The sequence below is a fragment of the Caulobacter segnis ATCC 21756 genome, assembly GCF_000092285.1.
GTDB lineage: Bacteria > Pseudomonadota > Alphaproteobacteria > Caulobacterales > Caulobacteraceae > Caulobacter > Caulobacter segnis.
Genome location: NC_014100.1, coordinates 1,959,899 through 1,984,756, shown reverse-complemented (window position 1 = coordinate 1,984,756; position 24,858 = coordinate 1,959,899). Strand labels below are relative to the sequence as shown.

Annotated in this window: 17 protein-coding genes; 15 read left to right on the top strand and 2 right to left on the bottom strand. The window is 66.0% G+C overall.

Translation table 11 applies throughout. From position 1 onward, the window contains the following. The first annotated feature begins 148 nt into the window (after positions 1-148). From fucP to CSEG_RS09160, 15 genes are all read left to right on the top strand, one after another. Complete coding sequence (gene fucP, locus CSEG_RS09230; RefSeq protein ID WP_013078967.1) at positions 149-1,453, top strand: L-fucose:H+ symporter permease; 1,305 nt, start codon at positions 149-151, stop codon at positions 1,451-1,453. Continuing rightward, positions 1,450-2,463, top strand: coding sequence for a zinc-binding alcohol dehydrogenase family protein (locus CSEG_RS09225; RefSeq protein ID WP_013078966.1), 1,014 nt, complete (start codon positions 1,450-1,452; stop codon positions 2,461-2,463). The genes fucP and CSEG_RS09225 overlap by 4 nt, the downstream gene beginning before the upstream one ends. Next, positions 2,457-3,293, top strand: coding sequence for an amidohydrolase family protein (locus CSEG_RS09220; protein WP_013078965.1), 837 nt, complete (start codon positions 2,457-2,459; stop codon positions 3,291-3,293). Before CSEG_RS09225 ends, CSEG_RS09220 begins: the two co-directional genes overlap by 7 nt. Next, a complete protein-coding gene (locus tag CSEG_RS09215) occupies positions 3,290-4,294 on the top strand; it encodes an aldo/keto reductase (RefSeq protein WP_013078964.1) in 1,005 nt (334 codons plus the stop codon). Before CSEG_RS09220 ends, CSEG_RS09215 begins: the two co-directional genes overlap by 4 nt. Next, a complete protein-coding gene (locus CSEG_RS09210) occupies positions 4,291-4,587 on the top strand; it encodes a UxaA family hydrolase (RefSeq protein ID WP_013078963.1) in 297 nt (98 codons plus the stop codon). The genes CSEG_RS09215 and CSEG_RS09210 overlap by 4 nt, the downstream gene beginning before the upstream one ends. Then, positions 4,584-5,789, top strand: a complete 1,206-nt coding sequence (locus tag CSEG_RS09205; RefSeq protein ID WP_013078962.1) for a UxaA family hydrolase — start codon at positions 4,584-4,586, stop codon at positions 5,787-5,789. The genes CSEG_RS09210 and CSEG_RS09205 overlap by 4 nt, the downstream gene beginning before the upstream one ends. 11 nt (positions 5,790-5,800) lie before the next feature. Next, positions 5,801-6,529 carry an SDR family oxidoreductase gene (locus CSEG_RS09200; protein ID WP_013078961.1) on the top strand — a complete coding sequence of 243 codons (729 nt, stop codon included), beginning with the start codon at positions 5,801-5,803 and terminating at the stop codon, positions 6,527-6,529. Between the two features lie 22 nt (positions 6,530-6,551). Beyond that, entirely contained in the window at positions 6,552-7,403 is an 852-nt protein-coding gene (locus tag CSEG_RS09195) for a fumarylacetoacetate hydrolase family protein (RefSeq protein WP_013078960.1), read from the top strand. Between the two features lie 4 nt (positions 7,404-7,407). Then, positions 7,408-7,755 carry an L-rhamnose mutarotase gene (locus CSEG_RS09190; protein WP_013078959.1) on the top strand — a complete coding sequence of 116 codons (348 nt, stop codon included), beginning with the start codon at positions 7,408-7,410 and terminating at the stop codon, positions 7,753-7,755. Between the two features lie 122 nt (positions 7,756-7,877). Next, positions 7,878-8,630, top strand: a complete 753-nt coding sequence (locus CSEG_RS09185) for an IclR family transcriptional regulator (RefSeq protein ID WP_013078958.1) — start codon at positions 7,878-7,880, stop codon at positions 8,628-8,630. A gap of 527 nt (positions 8,631-9,157) precedes the next feature. Beyond that, on the top strand, positions 9,158-12,211 hold the full coding sequence (locus tag CSEG_RS09180) for a TonB-dependent receptor (protein ID WP_013078957.1): 3,054 nt from the start codon (positions 9,158-9,160) through the stop codon (positions 12,209-12,211). Between the two features lie 305 nt (positions 12,212-12,516). Beyond that, a complete protein-coding gene (galA, locus tag CSEG_RS09175; RefSeq protein ID WP_013078956.1) occupies positions 12,517-14,982 on the top strand; it encodes a beta-galactosidase GalA in 2,466 nt (821 codons plus the stop codon). Between the two features lie 21 nt (positions 14,983-15,003). Further along, a complete protein-coding gene (locus CSEG_RS09170; RefSeq protein WP_013078955.1) occupies positions 15,004-16,878 on the top strand; it encodes a glycoside hydrolase family 97 protein in 1,875 nt (624 codons plus the stop codon). Positions 16,879-16,962: 84 nt separating this feature from the next. After that, entirely contained in the window at positions 16,963-18,816 is a 1,854-nt protein-coding gene (locus tag CSEG_RS09165) for a glycoside hydrolase family 35 protein (RefSeq protein WP_013078954.1), read from the top strand. Positions 18,817-18,856: 40 nt separating this feature from the next. After that, the gene (locus CSEG_RS09160; RefSeq protein ID WP_244264931.1) at positions 18,857-20,377 is read left to right on the top strand and encodes a glycoside hydrolase; all 1,521 of its coding nucleotides are present in this window, start codon (positions 18,857-18,859) and stop codon (positions 20,375-20,377) included. Between the two features lie 107 nt (positions 20,378-20,484). Here CSEG_RS09160 and CSEG_RS09155 read toward each other — a convergent pair whose 3' ends face one another. After that, positions 20,485-21,954 (bottom strand): CehA/McbA family metallohydrolase, encoded by a 1,470-nt coding sequence (locus CSEG_RS09155; RefSeq protein WP_013078952.1) that lies wholly within the window; start codon positions 21,952-21,954, stop codon positions 20,485-20,487. Between the two features lie 76 nt (positions 21,955-22,030). Next, complete coding sequence (locus CSEG_RS09150) at positions 22,031-24,853, bottom strand: TonB-dependent receptor domain-containing protein (RefSeq protein ID WP_227878903.1); 2,823 nt, start codon at positions 24,851-24,853, stop codon at positions 22,031-22,033. Between the last annotated feature and the right edge of the window lie 5 nt (positions 24,854-24,858).

Genomic DNA, 24,858 nt, shown 5'->3' with positions numbered 1-24,858 from the left:
AACGCCAGTCGTTCGCGCCGACGCCCCATAATACTGACTACTTCAAAATTTCATTGATGCAATCCTTTTTACCCGCGATAAGATGCAGGTGGCGGCCATGATCGCTGGGCATGAGAGCGCGAAGGCGTCGAGGCATTTGGGAGGGAAGATGGAAAGGCGACGTCAGGACGGGGCGGTTTTGACCCAGGCAATCATCATCGCGTTGTTCTTCCTGTGGGGCGTCGCGAACAATCTGAATGACGTGCTGATCCCTCATCTGAAGAAGGCGTTCTTCCTGTCGGACCTGCAATCGGGCCTCGTGCAGTCCGCCTTCTATCTCGGCTACTTTTTTCTCGCCCTGCCCGCCTCCATCGTCATGAGACGATATGGATACAAGATCGCTGTTCTGGTTGGCCTCGGCCTTTTTGGCCTCGGCGCCCTGATGTTCTATCCGGCTTCCGCGGCGCTCCAATACCCACTGTTTCTGGCCGCCCTGTTCGTCATCGCGTCGGGCCTGGCGTTCCTTGAGACCTCGGCCAATCCGCTGATCACCGTCCTGGGCGACCCAGCGACTTCCGAACGCCGCCTGAACTTCGCCCAGGCCTTCAATCCCTTGGGCTCGATCACGGCGGTCTTTCTCGGAGGCCACTTCATCCTTTCAGGCGTCGAGCCCACCAAGGCGCAGTTCGACGCCATGAGCGCGGCGCAACTGGCCGCCTTCCAGGCGCAGGAAGCTCGATCGACCCAGCTCCCCTATCTAGTGATCGCCGCCGTCGTCTTCGGATGGGCGGCTCTCGTGGCGTGCACGCGCTTCCCCGCCGCGGCCACCCGGCCACCGCGCGAGGACGTCGCTAACGCGCCCTCCGCAGGCGCAGCCATCGCCGCCCTGTTTCGGCGCCCACGCTTTCTGTTCGGGGTGGCCGCCCAGTTCTTCTACGTCGGCGCCCAGGTCGGGGTGTGGAGCTATATGATCCGCTACGCCCAACATGAGGTCGGCTTGGGCGAGAAGGCGGCCGCGGCTTACCTCACCTGGTCGCTTGTCGGCTTCATGGCCGGACGCTTCGCGGGAACCGCGGCGATGGGCAAGATCAGCCCGACCCGGCTGATGGCCGTGTTCGCGGCCATCAACACGGCCCTCACGCTTTTCGCGGCGCTCGCCGGTGGCAAGCCTGGCCTCATGGCTCTGGCCGCGACCAGCTTCTTCATGTCGATCATGTTCCCGACCATCTTCGCGACGACGATCAAGGATCTTGGTCCGCTGACCAAGACAGGGTCATCGTTCCTGGTCATGGCGATCATTGGCGGCGCGGTCTTCACCGCCCTGATGGGCGCGATCTCCGATCTCAGCGCCATCAACCTCGCGATCCTCGTTCCAAGCGCCTGCTTCGCGGTCGTCGCGGCCTACGGGCTGTCGGCGGCGCGGGCGGCGTTGTCGATGGACACCACCACCGCTCTGAAGGCGCCCCACGCATGATGAACACTCTAGTTTGCACTGCGCCGGGCGAACTGGTTCTGGAGCAACGCCCGCGGCCCGTTCCGGCCGAGGGCGAGGTTCTGGTACGGATTCGCCGCGTCGGCGTCTGCGGCACGGACATGCACATCTTCCGCGGCACACAGCCCTATCTCGCCTACCCGCGGATCATGGGGCACGAGTTGGCGGGAGAGGTGGTCTCGGCCCCGACCGGCGTCGATCTCGCGCCCGGCGAGGCCGTCTACATCATGCCGTACATGTCGTGCGGCCACTGCTCGGCCTGCCGCAAGGACAAGCCGAACTGCTGCCGAAACATCCAAGTGCTGGGTGTCCACGTGGATGGCGGCCTGGCTGAGTATCTCTGCGTTCCAGCGGGATTCGTGGGCAAGGCCACGGGGCTATCGCTGGATGAGGCGGCCATGGTGGAATTCCTGGCCATCGGAGCCCACGCGGTGCGACGCGCCCAGATCCAGCCCGGGCAAAGCGTTCTAGTCGTCGGAGCGGGCCCCATCGGCATCGCGGCCGCGCTGTTCGCCAAGCTCGCGGGCGGGGTGGTCACGGCGCTGGACGGCCGACGCGATCGCCTGGACTTCTGCGCCGAGCATATCGGCGTCGACCACACCGTCGACCTCGGCCCGGACTCGGCGCATCGGCTCGGCTCGATAACGGATGGCGACTTCTTCGACGTGGTGTTCGACGCGACCGGCAGCCCGAAGGCCATGGAAGCGGGGTTCGCCTATGTCGGCCACGGCGGAGCCTACGTCCTGATCTCGGTCGTGAGCGCCGACATCACATTCTCCGACCCCGAGTTTCACAAGCGCGAAACGACGCTGCTGGCCAGTCGAAACGCCACGCTGGAAGACTTCGAGATGGTGGTGGAGACAATCCGCGCGGGCAAGGCGCCCACCCGAGCGCTGAACACCCATAGCGGTCGCTTGGCCGATCTTCCGACCGATCTGCCCAACTGGATGAGCCCCGAGGCTGGCGTGATCAAGGCGATCGTCTCGTGCTGATCGACGCCCATCAGCACTTTTGGCGCATCGGCCAGAACGATTGTGTCTGGCCGACGCCCGAACTCGCGGCGATCCATCGGGATTTCGAGCCTCGCGATCTACGCGCCGCGGCGGGATCGAACCTGGCCGGCGCGGTGACGGTGCAATCCCAACCCAGCGACGCCGACACCGACTGGCTTCTGCGGCTCGCCGAAGACGAGCCTCTCATTCTTGGCGTGGTGGGTTGGGTCGATCTTCTGTCGCCGCGAGCGCCCGAGCGGATCGCGGCGCTATCTGCGCGATCGAAATTCAAGGGCGTGCGGCCCATGCTGCAGGACCTGCCCGATGACGCGTGGATCGCGCACGCGGGCCTCGCGCCGGCGATCGACGCCCTGGTGGCGCACGGCCTCTCTCTGGACGCCCTCGTCTTCACACGCCACCTACCGCACCTGCTGACCCTGGCCACACGGCGGCCCGATCTGCGGATCGTCATCGACCACGGCGCCAAGCCGCCAATCGCTGGCGAGGCGTTCGACGAATGGGCCGAGGCGATGTCGCGGCTCGCCGCCCTGCCCCAAGTGCATTGCAAGCTCTCAGGCCTGCTGACCGAGGCGCGACCCGATCAGCCGCCCGAGGCCATCACGCCCTATGTCGACCGGTTGATCGCGCTGTTTGGCCCGGATCGTTTGATGTGGGGCAGCGACTGGCCGGTGGTGAACCTCGCGACCGACTACGCCGCCTGGCTCGGGCAAGTGAAGAACTTCCCCGCCCTGCGCGACCCGGCGTTCGCCCAAGCGGTGTTCTCGGACGTCGCCCGTCGGTTCTATCGCCTGGATGCGGGCCCCCAATGAGACCCCGTCAACCTGACTTGCCCCGTCTCGGCTTTGGCGCAGCGGCGCTCGGGAACCTCTACACGCCGGTCTCGGACGAGACCGCCCAGGCGGCGGTCGACGCCGCGCTCGCCGCCGGCCTCGACTACTTCGACACCGCGCCGCACTACGGCTTCGGTCTCAGCGAGAGCCGGCTGGGAGACCTTCTCCCCAACTCCGCCCGGATTTCGACCAAGGTGGGCCGCCGGCTCGAGCCCATCGACGCGCCGGCCGACGCCGTGCGGCACGGCTTCGCCGGCGCGGCGCCGTTCGAGCCCGTCTTCGACTACAGCTACGACGGGGTGATGGCGACGTTCGAGGCCAGTCTCGCGCGTCTGGGGCGTGAACGCGTGGACGTGCTTCTGGCCCACGACCTGGGCCGCATGACCCATGGCGACGCTCATCCGGCGCAACTGAAGGCGTTCCTAGAGGGCGGCTACCGAGCGATGGTCGAATTACGCGAGGCGGGCCTCGTCGGCGCCATCGGACTGGGCGTGAACGAATGGCAGGTCTGCCTCGAAGCCGCCGCCCACGCCGATTTCGACGTCTTCCTGCTGGCCGGTCGCTACACACTGCTGGAACAGTCGGCGCTCGACAGCTTCCTCCCGACCTGCGTCGCCAAGGGCGTGTCCGTGATCGCCGGCGGTCCTTTCAACTCGGGAATTCTCGTCGAGGACGCGGCCTCGGGCGCGCCGTTGCACTACAATTACGAGCCGGCGCCCAAGGAGATCGTCGAGCGCGTGGCGCGTCTGCGGGCGGTCTGCCGAGACCACGGCGTCGCCCTGCCGGCCGCGGCCCTGCGCTTTCCGCTCGCCCATCCGGCCGTGATCAGCGTCGTTCCCGGCTTGGCTTCAGCGGCTCAGGTGAACCAGGCCCTAGACTGGCTCGACGCGCCGATCCCGGCGGCGTTCTGGCGCGACCTGCGCCAGGCTGGATTGCTCCACGCCGAAGCGCCCGCCCCCGAGGACGAGAGACCCGCATGAGCGTTGTTCTGCTGCATCCGGACGACAATATCCTGGTGCTGGCCGCCCCGATCCAGGCGGGCCAGCGGCTGGAGATCGATGGCCAGCCCATCGTCGCCGCCGGCGACGTGGCGGTCGGCCATAAGATCGCCCGCCGCCCTCTGTCGGTTGGCGAGAAGGTGCTCAAATACGGCGCCCCGATCGGCTCGATGACCGCCGCCGCCGCGCCGGGCGAACACGTCCACATGCACAACATGAAAAGCGACTACATCGCCAGCCATACGCGGCAGGCGACAGGCGAGGACACGGGATGAACATGCAAGGCTATCTGCGCGCCGACGCGCGCAAGGGGATCCGCAACGTCGTGGCCGTGGCCTACCTGGTCGAATGCGCCCACCACGTTGCGAGGACGATCGTCGCCCGGAGCGACGATCCTGACGTCCACCTCATCGGTTTTCCGGGCTGCTACCCGAACGCCTACGCCTTGAAGGTCATGCAGGCGATCGGCACGCACCCGAACGTCGGCGGCGTGCTGCTGGTCTCGCTGGGCTGCGAGAGCTTCAATCGCGAGGCGCTGGCGGCGGCCGTCGCCGCCAGCGGCCGCCCCGTCGAGACCCTGGTTATCCAAGAGAGCGGCGGCACGGCCGAGACCATCCGCAAAGGCGTGGAGGCGGTGGCGCGCCTCAAGGCCAAGGCCGCCGCCGCGCCGCGCGTCCCCATGGCGGTGTCCGAGCTGGTTGTCGGCACGATCTGCGGCGGCTCTGACGGCACTTCCGGCATTACGGCCAATCCGGCCGTGGGCCGCGCGTTCGATCGCCTGGGCGCGGCGGGAGCGGCCTGCGTCTTCGAAGAGACGGGTGAGCTCGTCGGCTGCGAGAAGATCATGGCCAGTCGCGCGATCACGCCCGAGCTAGGCGCTGAGCTCGAGGCCAGCGTGCGCAAGGCCGAGGCCTACTACACCGTCATGGGCTACGGCAGCTTCGCGCCCGGCAACGCCGAGGGCGGCCTGACGACCCAGGAAGAGAAATCGATGGGGGCCTATTCCAAGTCGGGTTCGGCCCCGATCGTCGGCATCCTCAAGCCCGGCGACCAGCCTCCGACAGGGGGGCTCTATCTGCTGGACGTCGTCCCCGACGGCGAGGTTCGGTACGGGTTCCCCAACATCTCGGACAACGCCGAGATCGTCGAACTGATCGCCTGTGGCGCTCACCTCATACTGTTCACGACGGGCCGCGGCTCGGTGGTCGGCTCGGCGATCTCGCCGGTGATCAAGGTCTGCGCCAATCCCGAGACCTATCGCAAACTGGCGGGCGACATGGACATCGACGCCGGCCGCATCATGGAAGGCCGCGGAAGCCTGGACGAGGTCGGCGACGAGATTTTCGATCTCGTCCTCGCCGTCGCCGGCGGCGAGCGGACGGTGTCCGAAGCCCTCGGGCATCAAGAATTCATCCTAACCTACAAGGCCTTCGACCCGATTGGTCCGGCCTGCCTGCCGCTTCGGCGCGCGAGCTAAGGAACAGCGTCATGGGAAGACTATCCGGCAAGACCGCCCTGGTGACAGCGGCCGCGCAGGGCATCGGCAAGGCGAGCGCCGAACTCTTCGCGCGTGAAGGCGCGCGGGTGATCGCCACCGACATCAATGGCGCCCTGCTGGGCGAGGTCCAGGGCTGCGAGCCGCGCCAACTGGACGTCCTGGATCCGGACGCGATCACGGCGCTGGCGGCCGAACTCGGCGCGATCGACGTCCTGTTCAATTGCGCGGGCTACGTCCACTCCGGCACCATTCTGGACTGCGAAGAGAAGGCCTGGGCGCTGTCCAACGACCTGAACGTCACGGCGCAATACCGCGCCATTCGCGCCTTCCTGCCGGCCATGCTGGCGGCGGGCGGAGGCTCGATCATCAACATGGCCTCGGTGGCCAGCTCGATCAAAGGCGTGCCCAACCGCTTCGCCTATGGCGCCACCAAGGCCGCCGTCATCGGCCTGACCAAGGCCGTGGCCGCCGATTTCGTGGCGCAAGGCGTCCGCTGCAACGCCATCTGCCCCGGCACCGTCGACACCCCGTCGCTCAACCAACGACTGGCGGACACCGGCGACTACGCGGCCGCCCGAGACGCGTTCACGGCGCGCCAGCCGATGGGGCGCCTGGGCAAGCCCGAGGAACTGGCGCAACTGGCGCTCTACCTCGCCAGCGACGAATCCGCCTTCACCACCGGCCAGATCCACATCATCGACGGCGGCTGGATCAACTGATCGCCGCCAGGAGGCAAAACCGATGAAGCTTCTCCGTTACGGCCCTACGGGCCAAGAACGCCCAGGCCTGATGGACGGCCAAGGCCAGGTGCGCGACCTCTCGGGCGTCGTTCAAGACATCGACGGCGCCGCCCTCTCCCCCGACAGCCTCGCCAAGTTGGCCGAGGTGGATCCGTCGAGCCTTCCGTTGGTCGCCGCTCCTGGCCGCCTGGGCCCCTGCGTGGGCCGCGTCGGCAAGTTCATCTGCATCGGTCTGAACTACGCCGATCACGCCGCCGAAAGCGGCCTGCCCGTTCCGACCGAGCCCGTGATCTTCACCAAAGCCACCAGCGCCATCTGCGGCCCGGACGACGACGTCATCCAGCCCATAGGATCGACCAAGCTGGACTGGGAGGTCGAGCTGGGCGTCGTGATCGGCACGGAGGCCCGTTACGTCTCCGAGGAGCGGGCGCTTGAGCATGTCGCCGGCTATTGCGTGATCAACGACGTCTCGGAACGCGCCTTCCAGATCGACGGCACCGGCACCTGGGACAAGGGCAAGGGCTGCGACACCTTCGGCCCAACCGGCCCGTGGCTGGTCACCAAGGACGAGGCTGGCGACGTCGAGAACCTCGGCATGTGGCTGAAGGTCAACGGGGAGCTTTTCCAGAACGGCTCGACCAAGACCATGGTCTTCAAGCCCGCCTTCCTGGTCTCCTACGTCTCACGCTTCATGAGCCTGCAGCCCGGCGACATCATCTCGACCGGCACGCCGCCGGGCGTCGGCATGGGACAGAAGCCGCCGCGATATCTCGTCCCAGGAGACGTGATGGAGCTTGGCATCGAAGGTCTGGGCGCCCAGCGCCAGACGGTCGTCGTCGAGACCCGGGTCTGACACGATGCGCCATTGCCTTGCCCTCGACCTCGTCGACGACGCCGACGCCATCGCCCGCTACGAAGCCTGGCATGCGCCCGGCGCCGTTCCCGCCGCGGTGACGCGATCCATCCGCGACGCCGACATCATCGACATGGAGATCTGGCGAGCCCACGATCGCCTCTTCATGATTATGGAAACAGGACCCGGCTTCTCGCCCAACGCCAAAGCCGCGGCGGACATGGCCAGCGAGGACGTCCAGGCTTGGGAGCGCCTGATGTGGGAATTTCAACGCCCCCTGCCCCAGGCCGCGCCTGGCGAGAAGTGGGTGGCCATGAGACGCATCTACGCCCTCAGCCAACAACCATCCTAAGGAACAACCGTGACCTGGCTTGCATGAAGCGCGGAGCGAAGAGCGATCGGCGTCGCTTGCGGGCTTGCAAGGCGTTAAAAGGTCAACGCTACAGCCGTCATGCGAACGCATAGGAACCTGGCTTGACCGAACGCAAATACACGGCCCCCGCGCTGGAGAAGGGCCTCGACATCCTCGACCTGCTCGCCCAGCACGGGCAGGCCATGACCCTGTCGCAGATTTCCGTGGCTCTCGGTCGCTCGGTCGGCGAGCTCTTCCGCATGATCCACGTGCTGGAGTTCAAGGGCTTTATCGAGGCGACGCCATCCGGCGACGGCTACCAGCTGACCAACAGGCTGTTCACGCTCGGCATGGCGCGCGCCCCGGTGAAGAACTTGCTTGAAGCCGCTCTCCCCCAGATGCGCGACCTCGCCGCCGAGACCGAGCAATCTTGTCACCTGGCCATTGTCTCGCGTGATGAGATCGTGGTCGTGGCCCGCATCGAGAACCCAGGCTACTTTGGGTATTCAGTGCGCACGGGCCATCGTCGCCCGATCGTGGAGGCGACGTCAGGCATGGTGCTGTACGCCTTCCAGCCCGAGGCCATCCAAAACCGTTGGCATGGCGAGATCTTTTCCAGTGTCGACGAAGCCGGTCGGGAACGCTTCCTGGCGGACGCGGCGCGGGTGGCGAAGCAAGGTTACTGGCGCGCCGAAAGCGATCTCACGCCGGGTATTGTGGATATATCCGCCCCCGTCGTGGTCGATGGCGCCGCGACGGCCGCGCTCACCATGCCCTACATGGCTCGCAGAGGCGCGCGCCCCGTCGAAACCGCGATAGAGCTCCTGCGCGCGACGGCCCGTCTCATATCGGGCGAGATTCAGGGCGTCAGCTAGGCGCCCCCCCCTCCGGAGGCGCTGGGGAGCTCGAACTCGCTCCGCCTCGGTGAAGATTGGGCCGGCGTCCATAGCTTAGAGAGCTCCATCCAGAACCGTACCGGGCCCCAGCCGATCGGGTCCATGGCCTCTCGTCGCCCACGACGCGCCAACCTGTTTTGCCTCCTCCGGCCGCCCGCTCGAAGCGATCGTCGGTCGGTGTCGCGGCATGCCAGCCCCTTCTCAGGGACTGAGTCGCCGGCGGGCAAACCTTAGCCTCAGCGCCTTTTGGCCTGACCAATTTACGAGCACGAAAGCTCTTCACGCAACCGCGTGTTGCAAAACCGTCGCCTTATAGAACGCGACGTAATATTTTTTATTGTTTATTTTCAATCCACTATCGGAAAGTTCCGACGCAGGCCACAAAGTTTCATTTAAAAAAAGATATTTATATGAGAAATTGATGTGGTTGATCGCTGTGGGGAACAGAAGCGGTCAAGCCAATACGAGCCGCCAGAAAACGGCGAGCCTGACAAGGAGGGAGTACTATGAGTTTCGATCAAAATCGGGCGCGCGCGCTTCGCATGGCGCTACTGTCCGCGACGATTATCGGCCTTCCAGCCACCGCGATCGCTCGACAAGCGGACACCGCCGCCGCTCAGAGCGATACGCTTGAAGCGGTCGTCGTGACCGGTTTCAAGCAGAGCTACGCGAACGCGATACGCTCGAAGAAGAACGCCATTGAAATCACCGACGGCATCTCGTCGGACGGCCTCGGCCGCTTTCCGGACCTGAATGTCGGCGAAGCCTTGCAACGCGTTCCTGGCGTTCAGATCAACCGCGAGGCGGAAGGCCGCGACGCCACGATCAACCTGCGCGGCATGCCCGGCGAATACGCCAAGACGACGCTGAACGGCCAATCCTTCTCGGGTCCGGCGCTGCTGCGCGACAACCAGGGCTCGCCTCTTGGCGCGTTCAACTCGGACATCTTCTCGGCGTTCGTGATCCAGAAATCGCCGATGGCCAACACGGTTTCCGGCGGCCTGTCCGGCAACGTCGACATGCAGATCGCCCCGGCGCTGTCGCGCAAGGACGGCGGCTTCATGAAGGCGGCCTATGAGCACAACACCCTGGGCGACCTGGGCGCGCCGGCCGCGACGATCGGGTACAACAAGCACCTGAGCGACAACCTCGCGGTGTTCGGCACGATCGCCTACAAGAAGGAAAACTTCCGCCGCGATACGCTGCGCCTCAACAATTACGACTACCTGACGGCGGCCTCGACGGGCCTGACGCCGACGCAGTTCAACGCCACCTACGGCCAGTACTTCTCGGCCACGCCCTGCGCGAACAACGCGACGTCCTATTGTCGGTCCCTGTCTCAGGCGCTGGGCCTTTCGGCCGCTGACGCGGCGCCCTTCGTCACCAGCAATACGGGCTCGAAGAGCACCAACGGGGTCTGGTCCAATAGCGCCATTCGCCAGTACACCCGCATGAACGTGGGCAAGGTCTGGTCGGGCACGGCCGGCGTCGAGTGGAAGCCGAACGACAACACCAAAGTTGGCCTGATCGGCTTTATGACCGATCGCAACCTGCCCGACACCGTCCAGTACTTCATGACGAGCTACTTCTCCCCGTCCTCGACGCCGGGAGCGGGCACCGTGATCACCCCGAAGGGCTCGCCGATCCAGACGAACGACGGCCGGTACCTGTACGAGAGCTACGACTTCAACAACCTGACGGTCCTGACCTCGAACCGCCTGTACTCGCAGCACCAAAAGTCGAAGGGCGCCATCGGCAATATCGATTGGAGCAACGAGCAGTGGCGCCTGGCCGCGGCCCTGAGCCTGTCGTCGGGCTCCAACGCGTCGGTCGAGACCTCGGTTGACTTCGTCAACTACACCCGTCCCGGCGGCGGCGCCTCGGGCTCGCTTTCGACGGGCCTGGGCAACATGGACGGCTTCTCCTACGTCACCCGCCCGAACCCGCAGAACTCCATCGACGCGGGCGCGAACTGGACCTGGGGCGGCGTGGACGATCCGGTGTCGTGGTACAACAACGGCACGTCTGCCAACAGCACCAACCGTATGGCGCTGGAAGGCTCGGAGAGCTTCGCCAAGAACGACCTGAACAGCCTGGGCCTCGACGCCGAGCGCTTCGTCACGCTCGGTCCGATCAAGAGCATCCAGGCGGGCGTGCGACTGGAGCGCGAGAAGTATGTCTCTACTGGCTATCGCTCGTATGCCTACGGCATCCAGACGTCCAAGATCACTTCGGACATGATGGAAACCTCGCCGTTCCTGAAGGATTTCATGGGCGGCACCGCCGGCGCCATCAATCAGAACTGGCAGACCCTCAAGGTCCGCGAGTTCCTCGACGCCGTTCGCCCCGTCCAGACCTTCCCGGGCGGCGGCCTGTCGTCCATGGGCCTTAACATCCAGTATGCGGATGGCGCCTACTACGACAAAAACTTCACCAACGAGAACGACATCAATCAGTTCTACGTCCAGGCGAAGTACGACACCGAGATCTTCGGTCACGGCGTGCGCGGTAACTTCGGTGGTCGCTACGAGGACACCAAGAACACCATCACGGTGCTCGACCGCAAGGTCGCGCCGACCAACGGGATTGGTTCGCCGAACGACTTCCAGACCGTCCAGTACAAAAACAAGTACAATTACTTCCTGCCGTCGGCGATCTTCGCCGCCGATGTCACGGACGACGTGGTTCTGCGCGGCGCCTACTACAAGACCTATGTCCGCCCGCACCCGCGGCAGTATTCGCCGGCCACCAAGGTCGACCCGCTGCAAAGCCTGAACAAGACCCTCAGCGTCGGTTCGCTGAGCGTCTATGACACCTGGGTTTCCATCGGCAACAACAAGCTCAAGCCGTACATGGCCGAGTCGTTCGACCTGTCCCTGGAGTGGTACAACCGTCCCAACGGTCTGATTTCGCTGGCCTACTTCCACAAGGACATCACGGGCCGGATCACCTCGACCTCCGATCCGTCGATCCTGTGCCCTTCGGACGGCTCGACCTGGGGCTTCGGCGCCCTATCCTGGGACGGCACCTACTGCACGGCCACGGCCCTCAGCAGCGCGACCAAGCAAGTCCACGTCAACGCCAGCGCCAGCTATAACCTCGACTCGAAGACCACCGTCGAGGGCCTGGAGTTCAACATCCAGCAGAACCTCGACTTCCTGCCGGGCTTCTGGAAGAACTTCGGCGGCGCCTTCAACTACTCCTATACGAAGTCGAAGAGCCCCGCGATCGCGCCGTTCCCCGGCATCTCCAAGAACAACGTCAACCTGATCGGCTACTACGAGACGCCGAAGTACGGGGTGCGGATGGTCTACAACTGGCGTTCCGACTATCCGCTGAACGCCAACGGCACCTACACGGGCGGCGCCCGTTCGGTGAAGTCGCGTGGCCAGCTGGACATGTCGGCGTCGTACAACGTCAACGACGCCCTCAGCCTGTCGCTCGACGTCTACAACCTGACCGACGCGGTCCGGTTCGAATACGAGAACGATCGTCGAGTGGCCCGCTGGGTCGACTATGACGGCCGCACCATCACTCTGACGGCGCGCGCCACGTTCTAACGACCAACCACCGAGGGCCGTTTCGTCAGCGGGACGGCCCTCCCTCTCTTCCTCCCTCCACACCATCGAGCGCATCAAGCGATGCATGGCAAGCAAGGCCCCTCGGCGGATGACACAGACCGGATCTGGCGGCCGGCCGGCGTTTTGGCCGAGCGGCTGGATCGGCGCCATCGGACAGGCGGCGCCGAAAAATGCTTCGCGACTGCAAGCGCGATGCAAGTCCACTCCTCCCTTGCCCGCCGCGTTCGCCCCCCCGTTGACGCGGCGGGCGTCTCTTTGCCGCGCTAACAAGCCAAGGGATCAGCATGCCCATCGACCGCCGAACCCTGATCCACTCCCTGCCCGTCGCGGGCGCGGCGATCGCCTCGCTGGCTCCAGCCAGCGGTTCGGCGGGATCAGCAAATTCTTCTCCGCGTCAGCGCATACGCTTGGATCAAGGGTGGCGGTTCGCCCTTGGCCATGCCGCCGATCCTGATCGCGACTTCGGCTTTGGCGACTTTCAGCGCACCTTCGCCAAGCAAGGCCGCGCCGCCGGCCCCTTGGCGCTCACCGGCTACGACGACAGCCGCTGGCGGGAGGTCACCCTGCCCCACGACTGGGCGGTGGAGCTGCCGTTCGTCAACAACATCCGCTTCAGCCGCAATCCGGCCGACAAGGACGACGAGGACCTCGCCGCCGCCCACGGCTATAAGCCTATCGGGCGGAATTTTCCGGAGACGTCGGTCGGCTGGTACCGCTTAACGCTGCCCGTCAGCCCGTCCGACGCCCAGGGGCGCGTGGCGCTGGAGTTCGACGGAGCGTTTCGCGACGCCACCGTCATCGTCAACGGCTACATCGTCACGCAGCACCATGGCGGCTACGCCTCGTTCGGCGTCGACATCACCGAATTCCTGAATACCGATGGCGCGCCCGACGTGCTGCTTGTCCGCCTCGACGCCAGCCTTGGAGAAGGCTGGTTCTACGAGGGCGCCGGCCTCTACCGACACGTCTGGCTCGTAAAGACGACCCCCGTTTTCGTGCCGCAATGGGGCGTCTTCGCCCGCGCCTCGCGCGACGGCCAGGTCGAGGTCGACGTCGAAGTCGCCAACCGCCGCGAGACCGGGGCCGACGTCAGGATCGAAGCGCTTGTGCTGGACGCCGGCGCGCCGGTGGCTTCGGCCCAGGCGGCGCAATCGGTCGCGGCATGGCGCGACACCACCGCCCGCCTGACCTGCAAGGTCGCCTCCCCTCGCCTCTGGTCGACGGACGCGCCCAATCTCTACGTCCTGCGCGTGACTCTCCGCGAGGGAGAGACGGTCCGGGATGTGTATGATGTCAGCTTCGGCTTCCGCGAGTTCCGGTTCGACGCGCGCGAAGGCTTCTTCCTCAATGACCGTCCCCTCAAGCTGAAGGGCGTCAACAACCACCAGGATCACGCCGGCGTCGGTGCGGCCATTCCAGACGCCTTGCAGATCTGGCGGCTCAAGCAGCTGAAGGCGCTCGGCGCGAACGCCTATCGCGCGGCCCACAATCCGCCCACGCCGGAGTTGCTCGACGCTTGCGATGCGCTGGGTTTGCTGGTGATCGATGAAACCCGTCAGATGAGCTCCGCGCCCGAGCCCATGGACGAGCTGCGGCGCCTGGTTCGCCGCGACCGCAATCATCCTTGCGTGATGCTGTGGTCCATCGGCAACGAAGAACCCCAGCAGGGCACGGCGCGCGGCGCCAAGATCGCCAAGGCGATGGCTCGCGAGATCCGCGACCTCGACCCCACCCGCAAGATCACGGCCGCCATGAACAAGGGCTATGGCGAAGGGATCACGGAAGCGATCGATGTGATGGGCTTCAACTACCACGAAGAGCTCATCGAGCCCTTTCGGCTGAAGTATCCGGACATGCCGATCATCGGCACCGAGACCGCCAGCGCCGTGTCCACCCGCGGCGAGTACGCGCGGGATGACAAACGCTCCGTCGTCTCGTCCTATGACGTCGACGCGCCCTACTGGGGCAAGACCGCTCAGGCTTGGTGGAAGCTCTACAACGCCAAGCCTTACCTTCTCGGCGGCTTCGTCTGGACCGGGTTCGACTATCGGGGCGAGCCGACGCCGTTCAACTGGTGGCCGTCCGTCTCTTCCAACTTCGGCATACTGGACCTCTGCGGCCTGCCGAAGGACATCTTCTACTACTACCAGGCCTGGTGGAGAGACGATCTGCCGGTCCTGCACCTCCTGCCGCATTGGAATTGGGAGGGCCAGGAAGGCAAGGCCGTCGAGGTCTGGGCGTACACCAACCTTGATGCGGTCGAGCTGTTCCTGAACGGAAGATCCCTGGGCCGGCAAAGCCCACCCAAGGATGGCCATGTCCAATGGTCGGTTCCCTACGCCCCCGGTCGCCTTGTCGCCTATGGCTTCAGGGGCGGTAAGGTCGTGCTGAAATCGGAGCGAAGCACCGCCGGGACGCCGGCCAGGCTCGTCATCGAGACCGATCGGACGCGTCTGACCGCCGATGGCCAGGACGTGGCCGTCATCAACGTGTCGGTGCGCGACAAGGCGGGCGTCATCGTGCCGAAGGCCGCCGTCCGGGTGGACTTCGATCTCATCGGCGCCGGGCGATTGATCGGCGTCGGCAATGGCGATCCGAATTGCCACGAGCCCGACAAGGCCGACTACCGCACCACCTACAACGGGTGGGCCCAGGCGCTCGTCCAGACGCGAAAGGCGCCGGGCGACATCCGTCTCATGGCGCGGGCGGAAGGCCTGACCAGCGCGGCCGTCGCGCTCTCAAGCCGCTAAGAGCCAAGAGGAAGTCCGAGTATGTCCTTTCCCATCACCCTGCTGGCCGTCGCGCAGATCGTCACGGCCTCGCCCGACAAGAGCATCGCGATATCCATCGCCGATGACGGAAGCGCGTTCTCGGTGGCGCGTCGGTCGGAACCGCTGATCTTGGACTCTTCGCTGGGCCTGGACCTGTCGGGAGAGACGCTGGATCGTCTAGAGCTGAAGTCGGTCGAGCGTCGAGCGATCAACAGGACCCTGCCCCTGGTCGCCACCAAGGCCGCTCGCGCCGGCGACGTCTACAACGCGACGACCCTGACCTTTCGGGCGAAGGGCGACAGCGCCAGAACGCTGAAGGTCGAGGTTCGGGCGTACAACGACGGCGTCGCGTTTCGCTATGTCCTTCCGGATGGCGGCCCGATCAAGCTTCGTGAGGAACGCACCCAGTTCAGGTTCGATGGCGATCTGCGGTGCCTGACGAGCGAATACAGGTCGTCCCACGAGAACATTTGGACGTTCCTCGACCTTTCCGCGATGGATGTCAGCAAGACCTACGACATCCCCGCTGTCTGCACGTCGAAGAGCGGCCGTACGACCCTGGCGATCGCCCAGTCGGACCTAAGCGGCTACACAAGCTCGGCGCTCGTTCCCACCGGAACCGGCTTCCACGTAAAGCTGGCGCCGCGCGTGGATGATCCGAGCGTCGCCGTGATCTCGGATCACGGCCTGACCACGGCGTGGCGCGTCCTCGTGATCGGCGACCGGGCTGGCGACCTGATCCCCTCGCCGCTGATCGGCAATCTGGCGCCCCGGCCGGCCGGCGACTTTACATGGGTGAAGCCTGGGAAGGCAGCCTGGGACTGGTGGTCGGGACCGACCAATGGCGAAAAGCCGACGATGGAGCGCTTCCGCCGCTTCATCGACTTCGCCGCTGAGAACAAGTTCCCCTACTTCCTGATCGACGCCGGCTGGGCCTACAACGCCACGGGCTGCTGTGACGCCGATCCCAAGACGGACATCACCCGCGCCGACCCGGCGATCGATATGCCCAACCTCGTGGCCTACGCGAAGGCGCGGGGCGTTGGCCTGCTGCTCTGGGTCCATTGGAAGCACATCGAGCCTCGCATGGACGAGGTGCTCAGGCGGTACGCCGAATGGGGGATCAAGGGCATCAAGGTCGACTTCATGGAGCGCGACGACCAGGAGATGGTCGCCTTCTACGAGCGCCTGGCCAAGGCGACGGCTGCGCATCACCTGCTGCTCGACATGCACGGCGCTTTCCCACCGTCGGGCTTGTCCACGACCTATCCGAACTACATCACCCAGGAAGGCGTTCTGGGCGCCGAGTACGACAAGTTCCCGACCAAGCGCGTGACCGCCAGCCACAACGTCCATCTGGCCTATACGCGCATGTTGCTTGGTCCGATGGACTACACCCCCGGCGGCTTCCGGAACGGCGTGCCGGAGAACTACGCGCCCACCGAGGTGATGCCGTCCACCCAAACGCGGCGCGGCCAGGCCCTGGCGATGTACGTCGTTTATGACAGTCCGCTGCAGATGGTCTCGGACGATCCGTCGGCTTATCGGAACGCGCAGGGCTTTGAGGTCCTGCAAGCCGTACCCACCGCTTGGGACGAGACCCGGTTTGTGGGTGGAGCTCCCGAAACCTACGTCGCCCTGGCTCGACGCTCGGGAACGCGTTGGTACCTAGGCGTCATGAACAATGAGGAATCCCGGTCTATCGACTTGCCGCTAGGCTTTCTGCCCAAGGGAAGGTTCAGCGCGAAAATCTGGGCCGACGGCGCCGCACCAACCGAGGTCGTCAACTTCAGCCGAGCCGTCGACCGGAACACGATTCTGAAGATGGACCTGAAAGGATCCGGCGGAAGCGTGATCGTCATCGAGCCACGATAGGCGTCGTCTATCGCCCCCCTACCCCATCAAATCAACGCTAACCGCCCGGCGGCCTGATGGGTCGGTGGGGGCGAAGGAGAAGATGTGAAGCTGTTCGTTCGATCGATGCTCTATGCGACGCTCACGATGTCGGCGTTGGCGATCTTGCCCTCGGATGCGAGGTCCGCCGCCCCGGCGCATCGTTTCGAGGTCAGTGGCGCTGGCTTCCTGAAGGACGGCGCGCCCCACCAGGTCATCTCGGCCGAGATGCACTATGTCCGCATTCCGCGGGCCTACTGGCGCGATCGCCTGCAAAAGGCCAAGACGATGGGCCTCAACACCATCACGACCTACGCCTTCTGGAACGTCCACGAACCGCGCCCCGGCGTGTACGATTTCACGGGTCAGAACGATCTGGCCGCGTTCATTCGCGCCGCGCAGGCGGAGGGCCTGGACGTCATCCTGCGCCCCGGTCCCTATGTGTGCTCCGAATGGGAGCTCGGCGGCTATCCGTCGTGGCTGCTGAAAGACCGCAACGTCCTTCTGCGCTCCACCGAGCCCCAGTACGCCGCCGCCGTCGAGCGCTGGATGGCGCGGCTGGGGCGAGAGGTGAAGCCGCTGCTCCTGAAGAACGGCGGGCCGATCGTCGCCATCCAGTTGGAGAACGAGTACGGCGCCTTTGGCGACGACAAGGCCTATCTCGAAGGTCTGGAGGCGACCTACCGCCGGGCCGGCCTGGCCGACGGCGTGCTGTTCACGTCGAACCAGGCTTCCGACCTGGCCAAGGGCTCGCTGCCGCATCTGCCGTCGATGGTCAATTTCGGCTCGGGCGGCGCCGAGAAGTCGGTCGCCCAGTTGGAAACGTTCCGGCCCGACGGCCTGCGGATGGTCGGCGAATATTGGGCTGGCTGGTTCGACAAATGGGGTGAGGAGCACCACGAGACCGACGGCCGCAAGGAGGCCGAGGAACTGCGCTTCATGCTGCAGCGCGGCTATTCGGTGTCGCTATACATGTTCCACGGCGGCACCTCGTTTGGCTGGATGAACGGCGCGGACTCCCACACCGGCAAGGATTATCACCCCGACACGACCAGCTACGATTACGACGCGCCGCTCGATGAGGCGGGCGCCCCCCGCTACAAGTACGGGCTGCTGGCCTCGGTCATCGCCGAGGTCACGGGCAAGCCGGCCGCGCCGACGCCTGCGGCCAGCATCGCCAAGACCTTCCCGATCTCGCCCGTGAAACGCAGCGCCTCGCTGTGGCGCAACCTCCCCGAGCCGGTTCGAGCCGACCGCCCCCTGACGTTCGAGGAGCTTGATCAGAACTACGGCTATGTCCTCTATCGCGTCCCGCTTCGCCCGGGACAGGGCGGCGTGCTGACGCTGAAGGGCGTTCACAGCTACGCTCAGATCTATGTCGATCAGAAGTTGGTGGGCGTGATCGACCGTCGCCTCGACCAGGAAACCGTCACCCTTCCCGGGCGGTCGAGGGCGGCGACGCTGGATATCCTGGTCGAGAACACCGGGCGCGTGAACTACTCGCGGGCGATCAGGACCGAGCAGGCGGGCCTGACCGGCGAGGTCACGCTGGAGGGCCAGCCGCTGAACGACTGGCGCATGTACCGCCTGCCGATGGATGACCTGTCCAAGGTGCGGATGTCGGCCGAGCCCTGTGTCGGTCCCTGCTTCTACGAAGTGGAGATGAAGGTTGATCAGCCCGCCGACACCTATCTGGACACGCGCGGCCTGCACAAAGGGCAGCTCTGGCTCGGGGAGCACAACCTGGGCCGCTTCTGGTCCATTGGGCCCGTACATACCCTCTACACGCCCGCGCCGTGGATGCGGCCCGGCGCCAACCGGATCGTCTTCTTCGACCTGACGGGTGACGCAAAAGAACGCCTCACTACGGTGAATGCGCCGGTCTTCGGCAAGGTGACGAACACGCGTGAAGCGCAGTAGTCGGCACGAGAAGATCGCCGCCCTCGAACTCGATAACGACATGTCGGACAGACTGGAGCGCGATCAGCTCATGACCAACACACCGACCGCCGCCCCTCTCCTGTCGCCCACGCGCCGGGGCATGATCGCGGCGGCGGTCGGCGCCGTGTTGGTCCCGACGGTCAGCCGGTCCGCCGAGCCCGCTATCACGGTCGCGCTTCGTCCCGATCTTTCACGCGCCTCGACGGTGTTCGAAGGCTGGGGCACGGCCCTGGCGTGGTTCGCTAACGTCACGGGAGGCTGGCCGGCCGCGGATCGCGAACGACTCGCCGATCTGCTCTATGGCCAGAACGGGCTTGGCTGGACCATTGCGCGCTACAACATCGGCGGAGGCGACAGGCCCGACGCCAAGCCCTATCTGCGCCCCGGCGCGGCCGTGCCCGGCTTCTGGCGCCAGCCAGAAGGCGCCGCTGGCGCCGATTGGTGGGATCCGGACGATCCAGCGATGTGGGACTGGTCGGCCGACGCCAATCAGCGTTGGTGGCTGGACGCGATCAAGGCCCGCGTCCGAGCGCCGATACTGGAAGCCTTCTCCAACTCTCCGCCCTGGTTCATGACCGTCAGCGGCAAGGTCTCGGGCGCGGAAAGGCGAACCGACGACAATCTCCGCCCTGGACAAGAGGATCTGTTCGCCACCTATCTCGCTCGAGTGGTCGAAGAACTGCAGCGACGCCATGGCGTTGCGTTCCGCACCCTGTCGCCGGTCAACGAACCCAATACCGACTACTGGCACGCGGCCAATACGCAGGAAGGCGCGCACTGGAGTCCGCAACGCCAGGGCGCGATGATCCTGGCCACCGACGCCGCCCTAAGGGCGCGTGGCCTCGCCGCCGTGGTCAGCGCGCCGGACGAGACCAACTCGCATCTCTTCCTGGCCGACTGGGACGCCTATCCGCGCGAGGTCCGCGCCGCGATCGGGCAGTTGAATGTGCACAGCTATGGAACGGTGAATCAGACCGGCGTGCGTGACGTAGCTCGCGCGTCAGGCGTCCGCCTCTGGATGTCCGAAAACGACACCCCGTTGGACAAGGATCCGGAAGACTTCGAGGGGATGGCTTCGCCGCTCGCCTTCGCCGAGCATGTGGTGCTGGACCTCAAGCGCCTGGAGCCGGCTGCCTGGGTGTTCTGGCAGGCGGTCGAGAACCTCAGCGCCCGCGACGGCGGCAAGGGCTCGAACTGGGGCTTGATCAAGACGGACTTCAGCACCTCGCCCGAGGGGCCGCACACGATCCACGTGACGCGCCGTTACTGGGTGATGGCCCAGTTCAGCCGCTTCATTCGCCCGGGCTACCGGCTGGTTCCGGTCGACGACCTGGACACGGTCGGCGCGCTGTCGCCCGACGGCAAGGCCCTGGTGCTGGTCCACGTCAACGGCGGACTGTCACCGCGCCGCCTGGCCCCACCGGCGGGCTGGTCCGGGCGGATGATCATTACGGACGCTCAACATCGCGCCGAGCCGGTGACCGGCTTGGTCGTCCCGCCGCGCGCCGTGGCGACGCTGATCCTGAAGCGAGGCGCCTAGTCAGGTCTTGCTCGGCGTCCTGCTCAAGAGCACTGCTTGCGCGAGGCTATTATCGTGTCCGGGCTCTGGCGAACCGCCTGGCGCTCTAGCGTAGCGCCTTGCGCCGCTCAACTCCCCTGGGGCGCGGGCGACAAATAGATCGGATTGCCGATCAGAAGCAGCCGCCCTTGAGCATCGCGAACATTAATCCGGACCCAGGTCTGGCGCCGCCCCATCTGGATCTCGAACTGGCCCGTCGCGGAAACTGGGGGGTGGATCGGCAAGCCGTCTTGAATGAGCTCCAGCCCGGCGCGATCCACGCCCGTGATCGTCGCGACGAAGGAGATAGTCTGGCCAGGTCTGGCCTCCAGCACTCCGCCCATGACTGCCGAAACGCCGTCCACGCTGGCGGAAAGGTCGAGCATCCGATCGCGGGTCCCTTCCAGGTCGACAAAGACGCGCCCGGCGCGCAGGCCCGTCAACAAGGCCTCGGATGAGAGTCCCTCGGCGCGGATCACCGTCGTGGGTCGCCCCAAGGCCGATGGCTGATCGTGCGGAACGCCGGCGTCATGGTTGTCGCTACCGCCGATCGCAGTGATCCGACGCCCTTGATTCAGCTGGTTCTCCCAGAACGGAACACCCGACAGGACGCCCTCGAATCCGCCCAACGCCTTCTCGTTTCCACCATTGGCCACCTCGATCGCCTGGACTGCGTCGAAGTCGGTGTCCTTGGCGGTCCAGCCGCAGCCCATGCATTGTTCGCCGGACGGGACGGCGGGGTGGTTGATCGAGAAAATCCCGCCCGCGGCCGTCACCGCCCGTTGCAGGTCGCGGATCGTCGGCACGCTGCTGGAGCCCAAGCGAAAGTCGATGAAGGCGGTCGGCCCGAAGACATTGGCGTGCCCCTGGAAGGTCGTGACCTCGCGGCCGGTCATCAGCAACAGGTTCGGGAAAGACGGCTGTAGCTCGGCCAGGGCCTGCGCCTGGCTCGTGGTGTTGTGGTCGGTCACGGCGATGAAATCGAGCCCGGCGGCCAGAGCCGCCAGCACCGTGCGATAGACCGGGCAAGGGGCGCGCGGCGCGTCTCCGGTGACGCAGCCGCCATCGCTATGGGCCGTGTGCATGTGCAGGTCGCCGCGATACCAGCCGGGCGTCGTCGCCTTGGCCAGCGCGGCGGGTGGTGGCTCCGGGGCGCGCTGGAACCAGACCTTCGCCTCATAGGTCGCTCGGGACCCGGGCCGGGCGTTGGGAACGCCTAGAAGCAAGGTCCACTGGCCGGCCGGCAGCGGCCCCGGCAGGTAGCTCGCGGTCGCCGCCTCTGTGGAAATGAAGAGAGCTTTCTTGTTCCCGCCGCTCCAGCCCCGGAACCGGACAGGGTCCAGAAGGCCAAGATCGACCACGGTGCGGTTCTCCCGGCCCGTATAGTCGAAGGCGATGGACAGGCGAGCGACCCCCGCCGGCACGTCAAAGGTCACGGGCTTGTAGGTCTGGTGATCCGCGCCGGTGATCTCGCCGTTGAGGATGAGGTCCGGCTTCCCAGTCTGGGCGTAGGCGGGCCAAGCGATCAGCAGCGCGACGAGGACGAGCCAGCGGAGCATGGGCGGTCTCCAAAAAAAGAAGGCGGCCGGGGCTGCGGCCGCCCGAGTTCAGGGGAAGAGGCTCAGGTGGCGCGCATCAGAAGCGGAAGAGCAGCGCCGCCTTAAAGGCCCGGCCGAACTCCGGCCGGCCGACGCCGTAGAGCGCCCCGGCTTCGCCGCTGATGATCTGCCCGGCGCGCGGATTGCCCTCGGTCAGGCCCAGCTCGTTGGTCAGGTTCGTGCCGTACGCGTAGATCGACAGGGCGTCGTTGACGTTGAACCGCACCGTGGCGTTTACCAACGTGTAGGCCGGCAGGCGCGAGGTGTTGGCCGCGTCCGAGAAGCGGTCGCCATAGCGCTCGATGCTGCTTTCGATCCGCAGGCGACGGTCCATCAGGTTGACACCGGGGGTCAGGCGGAACGCGGTCTTGGGCACGCGGACCAGGCGGTTGCCGGTGAAGTCGCGCGTGCGGCTGGCGGTTCCCGCCGGCGGCTTGATCTGGCAGGTCGGGTCCGACGCCGAGACCGCGCAACTCTCTTCGAACTTGTAGTCGCCGAACTCGGGGTTCTGGACGGTGGCGCTGAAGCCGAGGTCGAACCAGTCGAGCGGGCGGATCGTGCCCTCTAGTTCCAGGCCCAGCGTCTTGGTGTCGGTGATACTGGTCTGGTTCACATAGGCGCCGGTGGTCGGGTTGAAGACCAGGCTGCCGAAGGTCAGGGCGTCATAGGCGGTGTGGAACACCGTGGCGTAAAGATCGAGCTTGCCGGTGGTCAGCTTGTAGCCCGCCTCGGTCAGATCCATCGTCTGGACGATCGGCGCGGTGTTGGTCGCGTTGGTGATGTAGTCGCCCAGCGACGGCAGTCGGAACGCCGAGGTGTAGCGGGCGAACAGGCCCATGTGCTGGCTCAGCCGATAGTCGGCCCCTAGCGTCCAGCCGGTATGGTCGAACTTGCGGGTGAAGCGGTCGTAGACGCCCGAGCCCGCCAGCACCGTGTCGTCGGCCGGGGTCGGCGAGAGGCCCAGATTGATCGTCGCGGTCCGCTCGCTGCGGCCTGTGAACTCCACCTTTTCCCAGCGCACGCCGGCGTCGATGCGCAGGGCCGGCGTCACCTGCCACTCGTCGGTCAGGTAGAGCGCGGTGGTGTTGGACTTGCCATCGCCATTGGCGAACTCCGCGCCGTAGCGGCTGACGCCGTTCTCGGTGAGGCTGGAGAGCACCTTGCCGGTCGCGTCGACGGCCACTAGGTCGAGGCGTCGCGCGTTGTCGCGCACGTCCAGCAGGGCGTTGGCCGAGTAGCGGTTGAAGGCTTCTTCGACATGGGCGTGGTAGACACCGGCCGCCACGTCGTGGGTCTGGCCGCCGATCTCGAACTTGTGCAGCAGGCGCGTGTCGCTGATCAGCTCGTCCAGCGGCACGGAGACGTAACGCAGCGAGCCGTCGAGCACGAGGCCATTGCCGTTCTGGCCCGCGCCCGTCGTGCTGAACACCTCACTGGGGTTGGTGGCGTAACGCAGCTGAACGTCGGTCGCGCCCGGCGTCGCCGCCAGCAGGGCCGCGCGATACTGGGCGATCCGCGCCGAGCCCAGCACCGGCGTGTTGGGGAACAGGCCAATACGCTTGGACTCCGACGTCCGATAGCGAAGCGTCTCCTGCAGACGCCAGCCGTCGGCGATCTCGTACTTCAGGACGGCGGTGGCCTGGGTCAGCTTGACCTCGGTGCCGCGCGAGAGGTCCCAGTTGAAAGGCCCCTTGGGGCCGCGCAAGGTCAGCTTCTCGGTCTCCGGCCCCGCCAAGGTGCCGGTCAGCGGATCGAAGCCCGGCGCCGCGCTGGGCTCGCCCGCGGCGTTGAACTTCAACGGCACGCCGGCGAACAGGATGACGTTGTCGTCCAGGTGCTTGATGTTGAAGTCGACGCTGCCGCGCTGGAAATCGCGACCGATCGAGGCGCGGACCTGGTAGCCCTTGTTGGCGGTGAAGCCCGGATCGCGGATGCCGTCGTCGTCGCGCCAGAAGCCGCCGAGGCTGGCGCGCCAATCGCCGATGGGCCCGCCGACATAGGCGTCGACGCGCTTGAGGCCGTAGTCGCTGGCCTGGACCTTGATGATCCCCTCGCGGGTCTCGCCCTTGCGGGTGATGAAGTTGACCGTGCCGCCCGGCGCGTAGGACGCGAAGATCGACGAGGGACCGCCGCGCACCACCTCGATGCGTTCGATCGTCTCGTCCAGGCGGAACGACTGGTCGGCGTTCAGATATCCCAGCCCGCCGTCATGCTGCACGGGCGCGCCATCCTCCTGCAGGGCGATGGCCGAGAAGCCTTCCTGCGGAATGCCGCGGGCGCGGATGTTGGCGCTGGCCTCGCCGCCCGAGGCCTCGACCCAGAAGCCGGGCACCGACTTCAGCGCGTCGGCCACGCCCATCGGCGAACGCAGGCGCAGGGTTTCCTCGTTCATCGTCGTGACGGCGTAGCTGGTCGACAGGCGCGTGCGGGCGTCCGAACCCGCGCGAGCCGTGACGATCAGCTCCTCGACGGTGGAGACTTCAGCTGCGGCCGCGCCGGCGGCCAAAGGGCCGGCGCTCCGCTGGCGCAGGGTGATGACCTCGGCGTTGGCCGAAGCGACCTCCAGATCACTACCCGCGATCAGCCGCCGCACCGCGTCCTCGCGATTGTACACGCCCTGCAGCCCCACCGTGCGATGCTTGGCCGCCACGTCGTAGGGGAAGAGGATCTGCACCCCAGCCTGGCGCGAGAAGGCGTTCAGCGCCTGGGCCGTATCGCCGGCCGGGATCTTGAATTCCACCCGCGCGGCGGCCTGCGCGTGGACCGCCGCCGGCGCGACGACGACAAGCGCCGAGGTGGCCAGAAGCAGACAGGCGCCAAGGTGCGGCGCCCCGTGGCGCGTCCAAGTCTTGATCATCATATTTC